This window comes from Vibrio ulleungensis, assembly GCF_016900875.1.
GTDB classification, from domain to species: domain Bacteria; phylum Pseudomonadota; class Gammaproteobacteria; order Enterobacterales; family Vibrionaceae; genus Vibrio; species Vibrio ulleungensis.
Window position 1 is genome coordinate 389,631 of record NZ_JAFEUM010000004.1, and the last position, 16,638, is coordinate 406,268.

The 16,638-nt window shown below is 45.0% G+C and carries 15 protein-coding genes; 9 read left to right on the plus strand and 6 right to left on the minus strand.

Going from position 1 to position 16,638, the window contains the following annotated elements; all coding sequences use genetic code 11:
- Nucleotides 1-79 precede the first annotated feature (79 nt).
- Nucleotides 80-991, plus strand: coding sequence for a DMT family transporter (locus tag JQC93_RS12610; protein ID WP_205158788.1), 912 nt, complete (start codon nucleotides 80-82; stop codon nucleotides 989-991).
- A gap of 128 nt (nucleotides 992-1,119) precedes the next feature.
- Here JQC93_RS12610 and JQC93_RS12615 read toward each other — a convergent pair whose 3' ends face one another.
- On the minus strand, nucleotides 1,120-1,884 hold the full coding sequence (locus tag JQC93_RS12615) for a fibro-slime domain-containing protein (RefSeq protein ID WP_205158789.1): 765 nt from the start codon (nucleotides 1,882-1,884) through the stop codon (nucleotides 1,120-1,122).
- A gap of 417 nt (nucleotides 1,885-2,301) precedes the next feature.
- Between JQC93_RS12615 and JQC93_RS12620 the strand changes: the two genes are divergently transcribed.
- Both JQC93_RS12620 and JQC93_RS12625 read left to right on the plus strand, forming a co-directional pair.
- Entirely contained in the window at nucleotides 2,302-3,012 is a 711-nt protein-coding gene (locus JQC93_RS12620; RefSeq protein WP_205158790.1) for an SDR family oxidoreductase, read from the plus strand.
- A 125-nt stretch (nucleotides 3,013-3,137) separates the two neighbouring features.
- Nucleotides 3,138-4,070 carry an AEC family transporter gene (locus JQC93_RS12625; RefSeq protein WP_205158791.1) on the plus strand — a complete coding sequence of 311 codons (933 nt, stop codon included), beginning with the start codon at nucleotides 3,138-3,140 and terminating at the stop codon, nucleotides 4,068-4,070.
- A 201-nt stretch (nucleotides 4,071-4,271) separates the two neighbouring features.
- Here the strand turns inward: JQC93_RS12625 and JQC93_RS12630 are convergent, their stop codons facing one another.
- On the minus strand, nucleotides 4,272-5,153 hold the full coding sequence (locus JQC93_RS12630; RefSeq protein ID WP_205158792.1) for a helix-turn-helix domain-containing protein: 882 nt from the start codon (nucleotides 5,151-5,153) through the stop codon (nucleotides 4,272-4,274).
- 89 nt (nucleotides 5,154-5,242) lie between these two features.
- On the opposite strand from JQC93_RS12630, the gene JQC93_RS12635 reads away from it, so the two are divergent.
- Together JQC93_RS12635 and JQC93_RS12640 are read left to right on the plus strand one after the other, a co-directional pair.
- Nucleotides 5,243-7,444 (plus strand): glycoside hydrolase family 3 N-terminal domain-containing protein, encoded by a 2,202-nt coding sequence (locus JQC93_RS12635; RefSeq protein ID WP_205158793.1) that lies wholly within the window; start codon nucleotides 5,243-5,245, stop codon nucleotides 7,442-7,444.
- A gap of 253 nt (nucleotides 7,445-7,697) precedes the next feature.
- Nucleotides 7,698-8,189, plus strand: coding sequence for a DUF2938 domain-containing protein (locus tag JQC93_RS12640; RefSeq protein ID WP_205158794.1), 492 nt, complete (start codon nucleotides 7,698-7,700; stop codon nucleotides 8,187-8,189).
- A gap of 128 nt (nucleotides 8,190-8,317) precedes the next feature.
- Here the strand turns inward: JQC93_RS12640 and JQC93_RS12645 are convergent, their stop codons facing one another.
- On the minus strand, nucleotides 8,318-9,544 hold the full coding sequence (locus JQC93_RS12645; protein ID WP_205158795.1) for a helix-turn-helix domain-containing protein: 1,227 nt from the start codon (nucleotides 9,542-9,544) through the stop codon (nucleotides 8,318-8,320).
- Nucleotides 9,545-9,811: 267 nt separating this feature from the next.
- Between JQC93_RS12645 and JQC93_RS12650 the strand changes: the two genes are divergently transcribed.
- Nucleotides 9,812-10,480 carry a DUF4386 family protein gene (locus tag JQC93_RS12650; protein WP_205158796.1) on the plus strand — a complete coding sequence of 223 codons (669 nt, stop codon included), beginning with the start codon at nucleotides 9,812-9,814 and terminating at the stop codon, nucleotides 10,478-10,480.
- A gap of 191 nt (nucleotides 10,481-10,671) precedes the next feature.
- Here JQC93_RS12650 and JQC93_RS12655 read toward each other — a convergent pair whose 3' ends face one another.
- Nucleotides 10,672-11,577 (minus strand): DMT family transporter, encoded by a 906-nt coding sequence (locus JQC93_RS12655; protein WP_205158797.1) that lies wholly within the window; start codon nucleotides 11,575-11,577, stop codon nucleotides 10,672-10,674.
- Nucleotides 11,578-11,701: 124 nt separating this feature from the next.
- On the opposite strand from JQC93_RS12655, the gene JQC93_RS12660 reads away from it, so the two are divergent.
- Nucleotides 11,702-12,154 (plus strand): Lrp/AsnC family transcriptional regulator, encoded by a 453-nt coding sequence (locus JQC93_RS12660; protein WP_205158798.1) that lies wholly within the window; start codon nucleotides 11,702-11,704, stop codon nucleotides 12,152-12,154.
- 199 nt (nucleotides 12,155-12,353) lie between these two features.
- Here the strand turns inward: JQC93_RS12660 and JQC93_RS12665 are convergent, their stop codons facing one another.
- The gene (locus JQC93_RS12665) at nucleotides 12,354-13,256 is read right to left on the minus strand and encodes a LysR family transcriptional regulator (protein ID WP_205158799.1); all 903 of its coding nucleotides are present in this window, start codon (nucleotides 13,254-13,256) and stop codon (nucleotides 12,354-12,356) included.
- A gap of 108 nt (nucleotides 13,257-13,364) precedes the next feature.
- Here JQC93_RS12665 and JQC93_RS12670 point away from each other — a divergent pair, with 108 nt between their 5' ends.
- Complete coding sequence (locus JQC93_RS12670; RefSeq protein ID WP_205158800.1) at nucleotides 13,365-15,386, plus strand: alkyl/aryl-sulfatase; 2,022 nt, start codon at nucleotides 13,365-13,367, stop codon at nucleotides 15,384-15,386.
- Between the two features lie 97 nt (nucleotides 15,387-15,483).
- Here the strand turns inward: JQC93_RS12670 and JQC93_RS12675 are convergent, their stop codons facing one another.
- Nucleotides 15,484-16,086 carry a TetR/AcrR family transcriptional regulator gene (locus tag JQC93_RS12675; protein ID WP_205158801.1) on the minus strand — a complete coding sequence of 201 codons (603 nt, stop codon included), beginning with the start codon at nucleotides 16,084-16,086 and terminating at the stop codon, nucleotides 15,484-15,486.
- Between the two features lie 115 nt (nucleotides 16,087-16,201).
- Here JQC93_RS12675 and JQC93_RS12680 point away from each other — a divergent pair, with 115 nt between their 5' ends.
- A complete protein-coding gene (locus tag JQC93_RS12680; protein ID WP_205158802.1) occupies nucleotides 16,202-16,429 on the plus strand; it encodes a hypothetical protein in 228 nt (75 codons plus the stop codon).
- The last annotated feature ends 209 nt before the right edge of the window (nucleotides 16,430-16,638 follow it).

The window sequence follows — 16,638 nt, forward strand, 5'->3', positions numbered from 1 at the left end:
GTAAAACTAAATAAACATCAAGTTACACTAAGCAACAATTCTGATACTATCGCACATTATTTTGTTGAGTGTTTACCCCATGCCAGCGACTCTTGCCTTCCTAATTGCCACCCTGTTATGGGGCAGCTCGTTTATCGCCTTAAAGTTTGTCATCGGTATGTACCACCCTACTGTGGTGATCTTTTTGCGCATGCTGACTACGCTAATGATTTGCGCCACGTTGCTATGGCCTTATGTAAAGCGTTTTCAATATCGCGCTGGTGATTGGAAATATCTTGTTGGAATGTCGTTAGCCGAGCCTTGTTTATACTTTTTGTTTGAAGGCTATGCGCTGGAGTACACCTCAGCCAGTCAAGCCGGCGTCATTGTTAGTTGCTTTCCATTAATCGTTGCCATTCTCGCCTATTTCATGCTCAAAGAACGCTTATCAAAAGTGATTGTAGTAGGCTTTCTGTTTTGTATAGCTGGCGGTATTGGATTAACCCTCGCATCCCCTGGCACAAGCGATGCACCAAACCCACTTCTCGGTAACTCGCTCGAGTTTTTAGCCATGTTATGTGCAGGGTACTACACCATTTGCGTGAAGCACTTATCTGGACGGTATTCGCCATTAGCGCTCATTGGGCTACAAGGACTGAGTGGGACACTGTTTTTCTTCCCATTCCTATTTTTTGTTGAGCTGCCAACAGAGATTTCCTTTGAAGGTGCTGCCGCCATTTTCTACTTAGGCTCCTTAGTCACGTTAGGTGCATACGGAATGTACAACTACGCCATTTCCAAGGTATCGGTACTGACCGCGGCAGCATTTACCAACTTGGTTCCAGTCTTTACCTTATTGCTGGCGTCACTGCTGCTGCATGAAACGCTCACTTGGCAACAATGGCTAGCCGTTGGCGCAGTATTTTTAGGGGTAATGATAGCTCAACGACACAGCACAACCGGCAATCAAGAGGCAGTAGAAGAGTTAGAAACGGCCACCGTTCAGCGCTAGAGTTAACACAGCAAGCTCAGGAAGAAAGCAGTCTAGCTTTTAATGATCATAGGCAATAATCGGTTTGCACTCGCCAAAAAAAGGCCACATTTTCATGTGGCCTTACTCAATATCTAAATTACAATCCGTTACGCGCGGCGTTTCTCTTCACGGCGTCGATACATCCCCAATCCAATAAAGGTTAGGCTGAGTAAAGCAAGCATTTCTGGCTCAGGTATATCAGTGGACGTTGTAGATAAATCTTGAATACCCACCTGCATAGTGAAATTAGATTGTGTAGTGTGTCTTTCGGCAAAGAAGAAGTTCCAAGAGTAATCTTCGCCGTCATCCAAACCTAATGTGTCTAAGTCCACCAATCCATCTTCAACGGAGTGAACCCCACCTAAATCAAGCACAAGCTCGCCATCGATAAATACCCAAACGTCATCATCGCCTTCAAAGAAAAAGGTTTGACCGAGTTCGTAGGTAAAAACACCACCTAGCTCATAGGTAAAGTGATAATTGTGGCCTCGACCTTGGTTGCCAAGCAACATGCCGTCGATAGGGAAAAACGATGAGCTGCTGTACGAGTAAATCCCACTGTCTGCAAATGTCTCGTTAAGCGTAATTGTGTGCTCTTTAGACATATTCACGTCAGGAGTGTCATTATACCACTGATTAAAGTTGGCGGCCGTTGTAACTGAACTAGCACCAGAATTAGCAAACACCGGCTTGCCATCAACACCTAAAGTGCTTTCAACAATACCTGTTTCTAAACCCGATATACTGTACTGCATGTCTGGGTGAGTATCATCAAAGTCACGGATCGTACCGGTTAACTCAATAAAGCTTGCGCTTGCTTCTGCAACGAAAAAGAGGGAAATCCCAATAGCTGTTAAAGTTAGCTTTCTCATTTTTTCTGCTCCTTGCTCTGCGTAACTAACTTAATGCATCACTTGTGCCACTATCATCTACTCATTTGAAAACAAAATGTTACACATTTGTTGCACAACACAGTTCTTCAGTAATGTAAAGAAACCTGACACTAAAATTCTCTTGTAAACAAAACCACGCTCGAGAATGTGGATTCAATGGTACTCTGTTTGCTCACCAATCAACATCCAATTGGCGTCGTACGACCAAAGCAGCAATTCGTTGCTATCTCACTGGCTGTACTTTAACTGTCAAATAACCTGACGTAGTGTTTGGCGTCGCAAGGTGCACTTGCATTGACCGCGTACGCCGTCCCTACTCACTATTGATGAAAAACATTGATTCCAACCTAGCTAACTTACGTATGAATACCCACTCTTTTGCAAAGGAATCATCATATGATTGTTCTCATCATTGGCGGCACAAGTGGTATTGGTCACGCACTTTTAGAACATATACACAATCAATACCCTACAGCGAACATCCATGCCACATATCATCAAAATATACCCACTCTGCATGCGGACCAACGTATACATTGGCATCAAGTTGATGCGACAAGTGAGAGTGATATTAAAGGACTAAGCAAGAAATTTGACCAAGCTGACTGGGTTATCAATTGTGTTGGAATGCTGCACCAACATCATCAAGGTCCAGAAAAGTCTCTATCAGATTTTGAACCGGATTTTTTTGCCAGGAGTCTTGCTATTAATGCTCTGCCCACTATGTTGCTGGCGAAACATTTTACGCCATTGTTGAAAAAAAGCGCTAACCCAAGACTTGTTACACTCTCTGCAAAAGTTGGCAGTATTAGTGACAATCACTTAGGTGGTTGGTACAGCTATCGTGCCTCTAAAGCGGCGCTCAATATGTTAATAAAGACAATAGCTATCGAGTGGCAGCGAAGTGTTAAACAGGGGTGCGTGCTAGCTCTGCATCCTGGAACGACGGATACACCATTATCTAAGCCGTTTCAAAAAAATGTGCCTCCCGACAAATTATTTACACCAACGCACGTCGCGCAGCAGCTGTTGCGCATCATAGAGGGCTCATTGCCAATTCACAGTGGTACATTTTATAGTTACTCAGGAGAGAAGATTTCCTGGTAAAGACTTTAAAAACTTACAACATAAACGTCGAGTCGATAACCCACTCTTTTAACACAGTTCTTTTATGATGTTCGCCATTTAAATGCTACAGTAAATACTCCCATTAATCTTACTGTGGATGTGCCGTGATACAGCAAATTCTCACCATGCTGGCACTAATTTGTGCTTGTTTTACTGCAGGCATGATCATTCAACGTCACCTCCCAAACTATACTGAGCGATTACGCCTAGTAAGCAGCCAATTTTCACTGCTGTTCATAATCCCGTTTGCGGTGGCCAACTCACTGTGGCAAATGGGAGATATAGACCTCGAGCTGCTCGTTGTTCCACTATTAGGGCTCGGTGTGATCGGCTCTGGCGCGCTAACCTCCATCCTTATTGGGCGGTTCTACTCGCTAACGAGCCAGCAATTTTCGGGTCTACTCCCAGTCACCAGTTTCTATAATCTTGGAGCATTGGGGGCACTTTTTGCGTTTGTGTTTTTTGGCGAAGATGGGGTCGCACTTGTCGCAATATTTAAACTGTTTGAAGAGGCCGTCTATTTTGGGATCATCTTCCCTTACTGCCGCTCTAAAGGCTTAGGAAACGATGGGCCTTCGACTCGCTTTTGGAAAAACCCAGTCTTTATCGTTTCGATGAGTGCACTCATTATTGGATTGATTCTTGGCGCAGCAGACATCCATCGCCCCGAGCCACTCACCCAAATAAGCCAAGTCCTTATTCCTATTGGCAGTTTACTGTTGGTCTTCTCTGCGGGCCTCACTTTTCACATGAGTGGTTCACAGCAATGGTTTCGCACCGCCGCTGTGACTGCGGTGATGAGGATTGTTATCGGTGTCCTATTCTTAACCGCCATATTTTGGACCTTTGACTTATGGGCCATTGGCGGCGGCATTTTGTTCCCATTATGTGTCATGCTGGCTTGCATGCCGTGTGGATTTATTGGGGTGCTGCCTGCAAGGCTGTACAATTTGGACACTGCGCTGGCCAACACCGCATGGCTAGCCACCTACATTGCCTCGTTAATTGTCGGTATTGGGTACTTTTTGCTGGCTTAAGTGCTCAAGCTAATACCAATCGAAGTAATTAACTGGTCAGAAAATTGCGCCGGGAAAATCGCTAAGAGCAAGGCAAAGATTGCCGTAGATAGTTGTTCTACCTACAAAATCTTTAACGCCGCTATTAGCGATTTTAACAAGCAAGAATGATCAGTTAATTGCTTTAGTTGGTATAGCAACGCCTTTTTGTTTCAGGTGCACTCAATTCGCAACAGAAAAATGTTGCTGTCGAAACTCTCTTGGTGACACCTGGATATGCTTTCGAAACACTCGTGAAAAGTAATTACTGTCACCAAATCCGCACTGCTGCGCAATCTGATTGATGTTGAGACGCAAGTCGCTTGCGAGTAACTCCTTCGCTCTCGACAATCTGGTATCGGTCAAATACTGGCTAGGGGTAACCTGAAAAAACTGACTAAACAGCCGCTCTAGCTGCCTTGCACTCAAATAACTGCTTGTTGCAATATCGCTGGCCCGCAATGCCGAATTCCAATAGTTTTGCTCAATGAACGACAACGCTCGCGCAAGCGCCAGAGTATTTTTCTGCTTAGGATTGGCGCGCTCGGGGTAGTGGCGAACCAACAGCACCGCCAAGTGTTGCAACATACCTAGCAGCACCGACTCAAAACCCAACGCAGCTTGCTGATACTCAACATCAATGTCACCAACCAGCAGCTTCACTTTATTGAGTACGTCAGGCGACAAGTTGAGGTAGGGAACCCCAGACTCTTGCTCACGCACTAACGGATCGATTTTAAACAGCGCTTGATACCCTGATAAAACGCGGATTGCGGACGTTTCAAAGTACGGCTTATCGACATCAAACATCAGGTTGTACAGGGACAATCCATTGGCGTTACTAAAGCCGTGCTCTACTTCACCATGGATCACGAAAACGTCGCCGGTTTTAATGCGAGAGCGCTGTTTTCCCACAATATGATCGGCCTGACCAGACAGCACAATCATCAACTCCGAGAAGTCGTGCTTGTGCAAATGAAACGCGCCATCGTGGATCGCCGGCTGGATACAAAACGGTATATCCGAATGGAGAAGATGGGAGCTAAGTCTATAAGTTTTTGTCATGTCGAAATAATGCTAATAAATGTCGTTTTTTACAAGGTATATCGCGTGATGACATCCTAAAGTTAAGCAAATTAATTGGAGAAACACACATGACTCATCCGTACCAAAATCCAGAACTCAGCGTTAGTGAACGTGTTGAAGACCTTTTATCTCGTATGACTGTCGAAGAAAAAGTTGGCCAAATGGTGCAACTACCCGCTCACGACCAGGAGCATGTCGACAACCTAGAATCAATGAACGTAGGCAGTTATCTTCACTGTACCGCTGATCAACCTCAGCGACTGCAAGAGCGAGCGGCCAAAACCCGCTTGGGTATCCCATTGATTTTTGGTATTGATGCCATCCATGGTCACTGTTTCGAAGATGGCGCAACGGTGTTCCCTACGCAGTTAAGTGCATCGTGTTCTTGGGATAAGGATTTAATGGAGCGAATGGGTCGCGTCACAGCCTTTGAAACCCGTGCATCGGGCCAACATTGGACATTTTCTCCTGTACTTTGTGTGGGCCGCGATCCTCGCTGGGGCCGTGTCGATGAAACCTACGGTGAAGATCCGTGGTTAATTGGAGAATTAGCCGCCGCGACGATCACTGGTTATCAAGGCAATGACTTTAAAAGCGACCACTCCATTCTTGCGTGTGCCAAGCACTACGTTGGGTATGGCGAAACGCTCGGTGGCCGTGACTCATACGAGGCCGATACCTCACGACGCAAACTGCTTTCACTCTTTTTGCCACCGTTTGAAAAAGCGGTGAAACAAGCCAATTGCGCCACCTTAATGACTGGCTATCAATCTATTGATGGCGAACCTTGTACAACTAACTCTTGGCTACTTAAAACCGTCGCTAAAGAGAACTGGGGACTGGATGGCTTTATTGTGACCGACTGGAATAACGTTGGCTCGCTTCACGACAAGCAAGGTGTGGCTGCCACCTACAAAGAAGCAAGTTACAAAGCGCTGCTTGGTGGCAACGACATGATGATGACCACACCAGAGTTCTATCAGTCCGCAATAGATCTTGTGAACGAAGGCGTCATCGATATTGCGCTTATTGAAGATTCAGCGCGTCGTATTTTGGAAGCCAAGTTTAAACTTGGGTTGTTTGATGAAAACCGCTTCTCCTCTCTAGAAAACAAGCAAAAACTCGGCAGCGATGAAGCGTGGGAGCTGTCTTTAGAAGCAAGCCGTAAGAGCTTAGTACTGCTTAAAAACGATAACATCTTGCCACTGAGTCAAACCGAAACCAAAAAAGTACTGGTCGTCGGGCCAAACGCGGATGACGTTATTGCACTATTGGGAGATTGGTCTTTTGGCTCTATGCAAGCAGAAGCGGTCAACAAATATTTCCATCAAGACAAAACCACCACGCCACTTGCGGGTTTACAGCAGCTTAGTGAGCAATTTGGCTTTGACGTAGAGTATGTGAAAGGCGCTGACTGTTTGGATGCTAACTTCGAGCAGCTTGCCCAAGCGAAAGAAGCGGCTAAGCAGGCAGATGTAGTTATTGCGTGTGTAGGCGATACTCTCAAGCAAAATGGTGAATTCCATGACCGCGCCAATCTAGACTTGAGCGGCTACCAAAATGAACTTATTGATGCCGTCTGCGAATCGGGTACTCCTGTCGTTGGCGTATTAGTAGCCTCTAAGCCACTAACGGTTCCTAAGATGGTCGAGCAATGTGCGGCGATTGTGTCGACGTTCAATGCAGGCTGTAAAGGTGGTCAAGCATTGGCCGAGCTACTGTTTGGCCTTTACAACCCAAGCGGCAAGCTCACTATCTCGTTCCCACATCACGTTGGACAAGTACCGGTTTACTACAACAAATACAAGGGTTGGCACGCTCTATTGGAGGCGGAGTTGGACAACCAAGAGCGCTACATCGACATGCCAGAGTCACCGCTTTTCGCCTTTGGTGAAGGTCTGTCCTACACGCAATATGCCTATTCTGATCTTACCCTAATGAATCCAATGCTTAGCGCAGGTGAAGACCTCAAATTTAGCGTCACCATTACCAATACGGGGAGTATTGATGGAGTCGAAATTGTCCAAGCCTATTTTAATGATCTCTTTAGCTCTGTGACCACAGAGATCAAAAACTTACGTGCCTACGAGCGTGTTGAATTAAAAGCAGGCGAATCCAAAGTGGTCGAAATGACCATCAAGTTTGACGATTTAGCACTGATCAATTCGGCTTTAGAACGCGTTGTTGAACCAGGCGCCTTTGAGCTAATGGTTGGCAGCAGTTCAAAAGATGCTGATCTAATGAAAGCCAACTTTGAAGTAACGGCTTAATTAGAGTCACACAAAGCTTAATAGTAAGGGGGGCAATACCATGCGTATTTCCCCCTTTTTTCTCTTTGAAACAAAAGGTTAAGCGTTAGTTAAACTCCGGTCTTTGTAGTTTCCGATCGATTCTACCTCCCTTCTTCGACATTTCCACAATGCCCATAAACGATCGGTCGCCTTAATCATCTCGTCTTCAAGTTGTCATTATCATTGGCTATAACAGTCTATGCGTGTTGGTTTAGTGAACGGGAGGAGATCAATGGGTGCGTCAAGTTTGATGGACATTGTTTTTATCGGTGCAGGTGCCACTCTAGTAATGGATATATGGGCATGGACACAAGCAAGAGTGTTAGGAATTCCATCCCTAAATTACGCACTAATAGGCCGTTGGGTTGTAATGATGAAGAAAGGGCAATTTGTGCAGCAAACGATCTTCAGTGTAGAAAAAGTAAAGGGTGAACAGCTATTAGGCTGGTTTCTGCATTACCTGATCGGAATCATTTTTGCGTTAGTACATCTCGTTGTTTGGGGAGAGGCTTGGATTCAAAGCCCAAGCGTTGTTTCCGCTCTGATCACTGGGTGGGTCACTTTGGCGTTTCCATTGTTCATTGTGCAGCCGTGCCTCGGGTTTGGGTTCGCAGCAAGTAAAACTCAAGATCCTTCAAAAGCGCGGCTATTGAGTCTACTGGCTCATACTGCTTACGGAATTGGACTCTATGTGAGTGCTTTGGTTTTAGCGTACGCGAACTAACGACAACGAGAAGCAATCAAAGCATCAGAAAAGTGATTGTGAGTACCTATCCATGAGTGAGCGTTTGTGCGTACGAAATCTGCACTTTTTCATTGTGCTCAAAAACTTTTTGCGTGCTCGTCTGCTACTTACCCAACCGCGGAGTTTTTATTAACATTGTGATATTTCCGAAACTCAGTCGGCGTCTTACCTGTCTCTTTTTTGAATGCTTTATAGAATGATGAACGCGCATTAAAACCAACTTCTAACGCTACGTTGAGTACCGACTCTTTATTTTCAATAATTTTTGGCTTAGCGGTTTCGATACGCCATCGATTCACAAAATCGAAGAAGTTCGTTCCCATGGTTTCATTTAAGGTTTGGGATATATAGTTTGGAGAAATTGCCACATGGCGCGCCAGTTTATGTAACGATAAACTTGAATCCAAATGCAATTGCTCTTGTTCCATAGTGGCATTTATTTTTTCTGCAATTCGTTGAGCTTGATCACTACTCAATGCAGAACGCTCATACTTGTTATCCGCTACTTTTTCAGAGGTTATGCTCGAATGTAATTCAGACTTATTATCGCCTTCTTCAATATTATCCCTATCAGGTTCGTCATCCATATAGCGACCGTCAAAGCCTGGTTTTTGCCTTAGTCCCCAATAAGCTAAAGTCCAAACAAGTGTTAATAATAGTGTTAACCCAAATCTATACCCAAATAACGGGTTATCTTGTGCCAACGTCGACACTAAACTTGCGAAAGAAAATACCCAAGTCCCCGCGATAATAATTAATACCCAACTCAACCAACCTAATTCGCGCTGTTCATTACTTGCGAACAAATCCTTGAGCTGTTTTCGATAGGTAGATAGACGAATAACGACCCTAAACACATAATAACCAGACTGCACCAACCAAATTAACATCGCCACAAACATGCTTATGACGACGATAAGTGGGAATCCAGAATCGATATCCGCTCCATCGCTGAAGATCGCTTGGTGCATTTCCGAAGGTAAACTGAGGATTAGCCCTGCGACGATTACACCAAAAATAAACGGTGAAAGTTGAAATGCGTGCCTCGTCTTTAACCGCCAAGGTGTATCTGAAGTCAGTCCTTCCACATAGAGCCAAAATGCAGGAGCGAGTATCAGCCAAGCTGGAAATATGGAGGCGATATAGGCTGCGCTCCATTCTGGTTTAAACAAAAAAACCGCTGGCCCTAACACGATGACAGCAGTCGCCAAAAAGAACACCGCCAACGGTAAATACGTTTGGGTATGAAATGCGCGTATTAGAAACTGAGGGAAACAAAACGCTATTTGCCCAAGTATCATCATTGCAATCGCAAGCGCGACAAGATCGTTCAAGACCACTCCCCCCATCATCCATATGTCTCAATCAAGCGTTTAAGCACAAGAATTGTACTGTCTCTTGGTCAATTAAAACACAAAAAAGTGTCCGCCCTTATAGTCTCGGACGACATCTAGGCTAATAACAGCAACACTTAGGGCCAATCGCTGGATTGCTACATCGACAAGACAACTCAGATGTACGAAACCATCGAGTAACACATTACACAGGTTCGATTGGCTCTTTAGAGTAGTAAAGCGCCACAATGTATAAGGAAATTTATCGTGAAAAATCTTCAAAAAATGGGCGGTGTTGCTGCTCTCTTACAAGCGACTTTGTACGTGTCTGCGTTCATTTATTTTGGTGCGTTTTGGCGCTACCCGTCAGAGGGAAGTGACTTACAAAAATTAGCGTTTCTGATAGAAAATCAGTCGACCATCGCCATCGTTAACCTGTTTTTGTACGTCGTATTTGGCATTTTGTTAGCGGTGTTAGTCCTTGCGCTTCATGAACGTTTGAAAAAAACGACCAATGCCCTATCACAAACCGCAGCCATCTTTGGGATAATTTGGGTGGGACTTGTTATTGCAAGTGGCATGATCGCAAACGTAGGGTTGAGCACCGTTGCCGCATTATCTGCACAATCGCCAGAACAAGCTTGGTTAGTTTGGTTAGCGGTTGATACGGTCGCAGAAGGGATTGGTGGCGGAAACGAAATTGTTGGCGGTCTCTGGGTATTACTAGTCAGTATTGCTGCGCTAAAAAGCCATACTCTCTCTAAAAATCTTAACTACTTAGGCGTGTTCGTTGGGCTTTCTGGAATATTAACGGTGTATCCGGCCGAAATACTGACCGTTGTATTTGGGTTGAGTCAGATTTTTTGGTTCATCTGGTTAGGGGTTAATTTACTTTCAACACAGTCCTATCAGACAAAACATGCAGCTATAGTATAACGAAAATAGGTATATAGGTTGTATCGAGAATAGGGCTGTAAATATACACTACCGCGCTCATTCAATTACACGATGCAACCTTTATTACATCCGTTTATCGTTGTCGGGATAGGCATTTAAGATGCACTTTCTCCAATAAATATACGTACCCTTAAAGCCAGACACCTAAAAATAGATATAGACACTCTCATTTAGTTAGAGTGCTTTTTAATTAACACTTGGTGTTTTAACTTTATAACACCTAGCGAAATAACCATACCGAAAAATATCAACAAGGAGCCTAACATTTCATTGTTAGTCATCGATTCGTCTAAAAAAATATAGCTAAGTATCAGTGACACGGGAGGAACCAGCGAAGCAAAAATAGCGCCTTTGCTGGAGCCTAAAATAGCGACACTTTTTGAGTAACAATAGAGCGCGAAAATAGCAACCAAGATACCTTGATAGACACCATGATAGACCAATAAATCGAGCGGCGTTGTCTGTATGACAGTCAAAGCAAATGGCGCGCAAACAACGCCTGACACAACAGACACCATTGCCGTTGCAACCCAAGAGTCTATATCCCACCATTTACAGAGCAAAGTGAAGGACGCCCACAGTGCGCCGCCCCCCACAAACATGACATCACCTAGAATGATTTGTGCATTGGCACTTTGAAAGTTCAATGCACCTATACAAATGACCCCTGTGACAATGGCTATGGTGCCAAGGCACCGAGCAACTGACAGCGTTTCTTTGAACAGTACTACGCCCCCAATTGCGGAGAACACCAACATAGAACTTGGCGCAATCGTCCCAAAGTGGGCGCTGGAGGACAGGCTAACCCCATAGGTCGCTAATAATACATAGGGTGCACCAGCCCCTATGGCTAAAATGGTGCCCTTAGTAAGGACAAATTTAACGTTGATCGATTTATAAATGAGTATCGGAAGTAGTAGGGCTCCAGCTACAGTAAATCGCAAAGTGGCAATATGCATGGGTTTGAGTGCATCGCTCACCGCGATTTTAGTCATAACCGGCCAACTACCCCAAATCAACGCCGCCATAATGCCAGCCGCTATCCCAATGCTAAGCTTTTTTCCGCTATGTGACATAACAAACATCCTGTTAATGTATATCCTTCAAGTGTAACGCTATACTCTGTTCGACCTGCAGATAAACAGCCTTAAAATCGAGTTTATCCTGCGTAATACTCGTAATTTTGAGGAAATTCTGCATATGGATAACTTTGACCATCTAATACTCACAAGCTTGCAGTTAAACAACAAGAAGACATCGGAAGAGCTTGGAGCTGAAATTGGCCTCTCTGCAACAGCCGTACAAAGGCGAATCAAAAAACTGCGCGAACTCGGTGTCATTGAGAAAGAAGTAGCCATTCTTAATAGCAACATACTGGGTGGCTATGTCACCGTGATCGTTGATGTCACTATGGTAAAAGGCGGAACCCCCGTCATTGACGAATTTAAGAAAAAAGCGTTGAGTCATCCCGAGGTTCAGCAGTGCTATTACGTCGCAGGAGAAAAAGACTTTATACTGATTATTACAGCAAAAAACATGCAGAGGTATGAAGCGATCACTCGAGAGCTCTTTTTAGATGACGACAATATCCTCAAATTCACCTCCAATGTGACAATGCAGTCTGTAAAGATGAACTTATCCATTCCCATTTAGTGGGGTTACATTCATGGCGAGCACATGAGTGCGCAAAAACCGCACAATTCGGTGTATGACTTCCGCAAAGCACCGTGAAATCATCCATGATGGCTCCAACACGGCTCCATGCCGTGTAGGTTTGCTCCAGTCACACACCAAATTGTGCTCACAAAGCGTTCGCTTGCCCTGGGGTTACATTCTTTGTCGCTGAGGGCGATTATACCGTCGGAAAATACGATTTAATTTTATTTCTCAGCCACACATTGGCTGGATTTTTAAGGTCTCGATTGTGAGCAGTTAATCGGTATTGAATGGCCGATGAGGTAAACGGGATAGGTAATATTTGCACCTCAAATTTTTCGGCGTACATCGACGCTATTCTACTCGACATGGCAGATATACAATCGCTGCTCGAGACCATAGACATTTGAGAAACCAACGAGGTACATTCCGCCGCGACCACTCGCTCCGCCAAGTTTTCGTCGGTAAAGAAGTCAGCTAGCCTCGTCTTCTCCCTACGCAGTCGCAACGTGATGTGCTTCTCGGCATAGTATTGTTCAACGCTGATGGAGTTTGCTATGCGCGGATGACCGTTGCGCGCAATAATGCACATTTGATCGTCAAACAGTGGCTCAGTAAAAAACGAATGGTTCAATATTGCAGAAAACTCAATCGCCAGATCACCTCGACGCTGATTAAGATCTTGCACCAACCTCTCCTCGTCAGAATGAGTCGGTAATAGCTCAATGCTCACCTCTCCTAGCTGTGTGTCTTGCTCAATTTTTGGTAGCAGCATCAACATAACGGGTTCAGAGGTGTAGATAACAAAATGATGAGGAACGTCTGTAGTAAAACCCTCAAGCCCCTCAACGGCGTTATTAATCTGAATCAATGCCGGCTCTATTTGAGTAAGCAGTTTTTGGGCTTTACGAGTGGGCGTAATTCCGCGCCCAGAGCGAACAAAAAGCTCAGTACCTAGCTGCGTTTGTAGGCGCTTTAACAACCCACTGACACCGGGTTGAGTCATCCCCATTTCTTCGGCCGCAAGCGTGATTGATTTGTGTCGATACACAGTGGCAAACACTGTTAAAAGGTTAAGATCTAGATTACTAGCAGGCATAAACATAACAATTTGTGATGTATTGGATACAGTTTCATTTATGTATTCATATATGTCAATCGACTAAATTAGCCCTAAACCAGATTCCACTGCACTTATGAGGCTACTATGACATCGACTTTTAATCGTTCTGCACTTTCCCTTGCCGTAATATTTTCTTTTAGCGTTTCTGCCAATGACTATGCGTCCATCGACACGTATCAAGGCAAGCCAGCATCCAAGCACACAGCACAAGCCAATGCCAAACTTGCAACGCAACTACCTTGGGAGGATACAACAGCCTTTGAACGTACTACACGCGGTCTAATCGCAGAGTTTGGTACTCATGAAGCAGGTGAGCTAAAAAATCGGTTCGAGTACATGAGTGATATGTCAGTGGATAACCTACCCTCAACCGTAAATCCGTCGATCTGGCGACAAGGGATGCTGAACTACGCCGCTGGCGGGCTTTACGAGGTTACCGATGGTGTCTATCAGATCCGTGGTGCCGACTTGTCTAATATGACGATATATCGCACCGACAACGGCTATGTGATCCATGATCCGCTGCTGTCAAAAGAAGCGGCGCAAGCGTCATGGGAATTCGCGAAACAACATCTCCCAGCCATCAATGGAGAGCACAGAATCACCGGTATGATTTACTCTCACATGCATGCGGATCATTTTGGTGGCTCTCGCGGAGTGTTTGAGTCGGGCGACTTCGATGAAAACGCCAAAATTTACGCACCAAAAGACTTCATTAAAGAGCTTGCCGACGAGAACGTGATCGCAGGTACCGCTATGGGTCGCCGCGCCAACTACCAATATGGCACGACACTCAATAACGACACCAAAGGCATCGTCGACAACGCTTTGGGCCTTGGCACGTCAAAAGGGACAGTCACCCTCGTGGCCCCAACCGATGAAATCCAAGAGCGAGAGAAAACCATCACCATCGACGGCCTTGAGTTTCACGCTATCAATATGCCCGGTGCCGAAGCACCCGCAGAAATTGTATTGTACGTGCCAAAATACCGCTCATTAAACACCGCTGAGCTTACTTACGATGGCATGCACAATATCTACACCTTCCGCGGCGCTAAAGTACGTGACGCTTTAGTGTGGACCAAGTATCTCACTGAACTTAAGCTTCGCTATGTCGACAGTGGACTAGTAGACAATATTCACGCAGCGCACTCAGCGCCGGTGTGGAACGAAACTGGTACCGACGTGAATGAAATCTCTGAATACATGACCCTGCAAAGAGACAATTACGGGTTTATTCACAACCAAGCGATGCGTCTTGCCAATCACGGTGTCACCATTCATGATGTCGGCCGCGAAATCGAAAAAATCATTCCGCAATCTCAGTTAGACACATGGCACACCAACGGGTATCACGGTTCTTATAGCCACAATGCTCGTGCCGTGGTTAACCTTTACCTTGGTTATCACGACATGAACCCAGTCAACACCAACCCATTGCAGTCAAAAGACAAAGCTTGTGTCTATGTACAAGCTGCCGGTGCTGACGTGCTATTTGACGCCGGTATGAACCATTTTGAGCAAGGCAATTACCAACAAGCGTCGCAACTGTTTAACGACCTGGTGCTGTGCAATCCAAACAACATAGACTACCGCTTTGCGTTGGCAGACAGCTTTGAACAACAAGGCTATCAATCTGAGACAATGGCTTGGAGAAACAGCTACCTACAAGGCGCTGCCGAGCTTCGCACTGGAACCATACAACCGTCAATTAAGCTCGCGTCTGCGGATGTTATTGCCAATACCCCTACGGGCATGTTCTTAGATTTTATTGCGGTAAGCCTAAACGCAACTAAGGCAGAACAAGCAGCACTTAACTTTAATTTAGGCGTTACCCACCCTGACATTGAACAACGTTTTTATGCGGAAGTGTCGAACGCCAACATGGCTAACATTGAAGTGGATGAAATGCCGAACGTGGATGTAGAGCTGATCATCGATAAGGCTGAATTTACAAACTTAGTACTAGGCGAAACAACCCTAGAGCAGTTGCTAAAAGCAGACAAAGCTCAGGTGGAAGGTAATCTACAGCTGATTAATCAGCTTGGAGCAGCCTTAGACGAGTTTGATGGACTATTTGAAATACTACCTATGCCAACCAAATAATCTCACCTTAGGGGTTAAGCACTTTGCTTAACCCCTAATCGTCGATTCCATCTATTGATTGTTCTAGAATGTTCGAAAAAATACTGCAACCACACCACTATCGAACACACAAACCATCAATGATCTTCTGCAAAAATTGCTGACTGTCCTGCTTCATCAGCATCGACGTTTGTTCGTCATTGGCAATGATGATGCTGCAATATCCATGCAACGCGCACCAAACATACCTTGCTTGTAACAGCGTATCTTCTGCTAAGAAAGCCCCTTGCTGTTGGCAAAAGGCCAACATTTGCTGCAAAAAATTAAACGTCGCATCAGACTCTTGTTTAAGCTGTGCATTGTCGCTTCTAAGCAAGCCGCTTGAGCCAAACATGAGCAAATAGTACTCAGGGTAATCGCAAGAAAAATTAATGTAGCTATGCCCTACCGCCACAAATCGCTCGACGGGTGATAGGTCCGAATGTTCATCCCACACTTGCTGCATTGATTTGCCAAAAATGAGGTAACCTTGCTTAGCTATTGCACATATTAGCTCGTCTTTGTCTTTAAAATGCCGATAAGGCGCTGTGCGCGATACATTGAGTGTCGACGAAACACCTCGAATCGTTAACGCATCGACGCCCTCTTTCTTAACAACCTCTGTTGCTACTCTAATTAATTCTCGCCTAAGGTCACCGTGATGATAGGTATTGGATTCCACGCGCATTACACCTTGTTACATATGCCTATCTATTATCTTGTCAGAGCATGTTGACGCCGTCAACTTTGAGATCTATTATTTACCATGTAGACACCGTCAACATAAAGGAATATCCATGAGTGGTTCAACATTTCGACAAGTTTCTAGACTGATACATCTTGCTATGGCTGCTATCTTAGGCACCTATATTTACTCGCCTTGGGGCGCTAATCCTGTATTTGCTAACTTTGTTATGTGGTTCGCGATCCCTGTTGTTACCGTCACAGGAATTATGATGTGGAAACAAGGCGCGGTGATGAAAATGCTGAGAGCTCGTCTAACACCTGCAAAAAGCAAAGCGTAATGCCTTCCTGTCTGGGTTAGCTAGACCAGAAAAACAGCAAACGACAAACCCAAACAATCCGCCCAATAAACAAAAGCCTGCGTAAAATGAACTGACCCCCAATAGTTGGACACCAATTATTGGGGGTCTTTTTATGTCCAAATACAGCAGAGCATTAAAATGCTCTATAGCTAAACAATATCTACAAGGCGAAGGTTCATCTGAAGAGC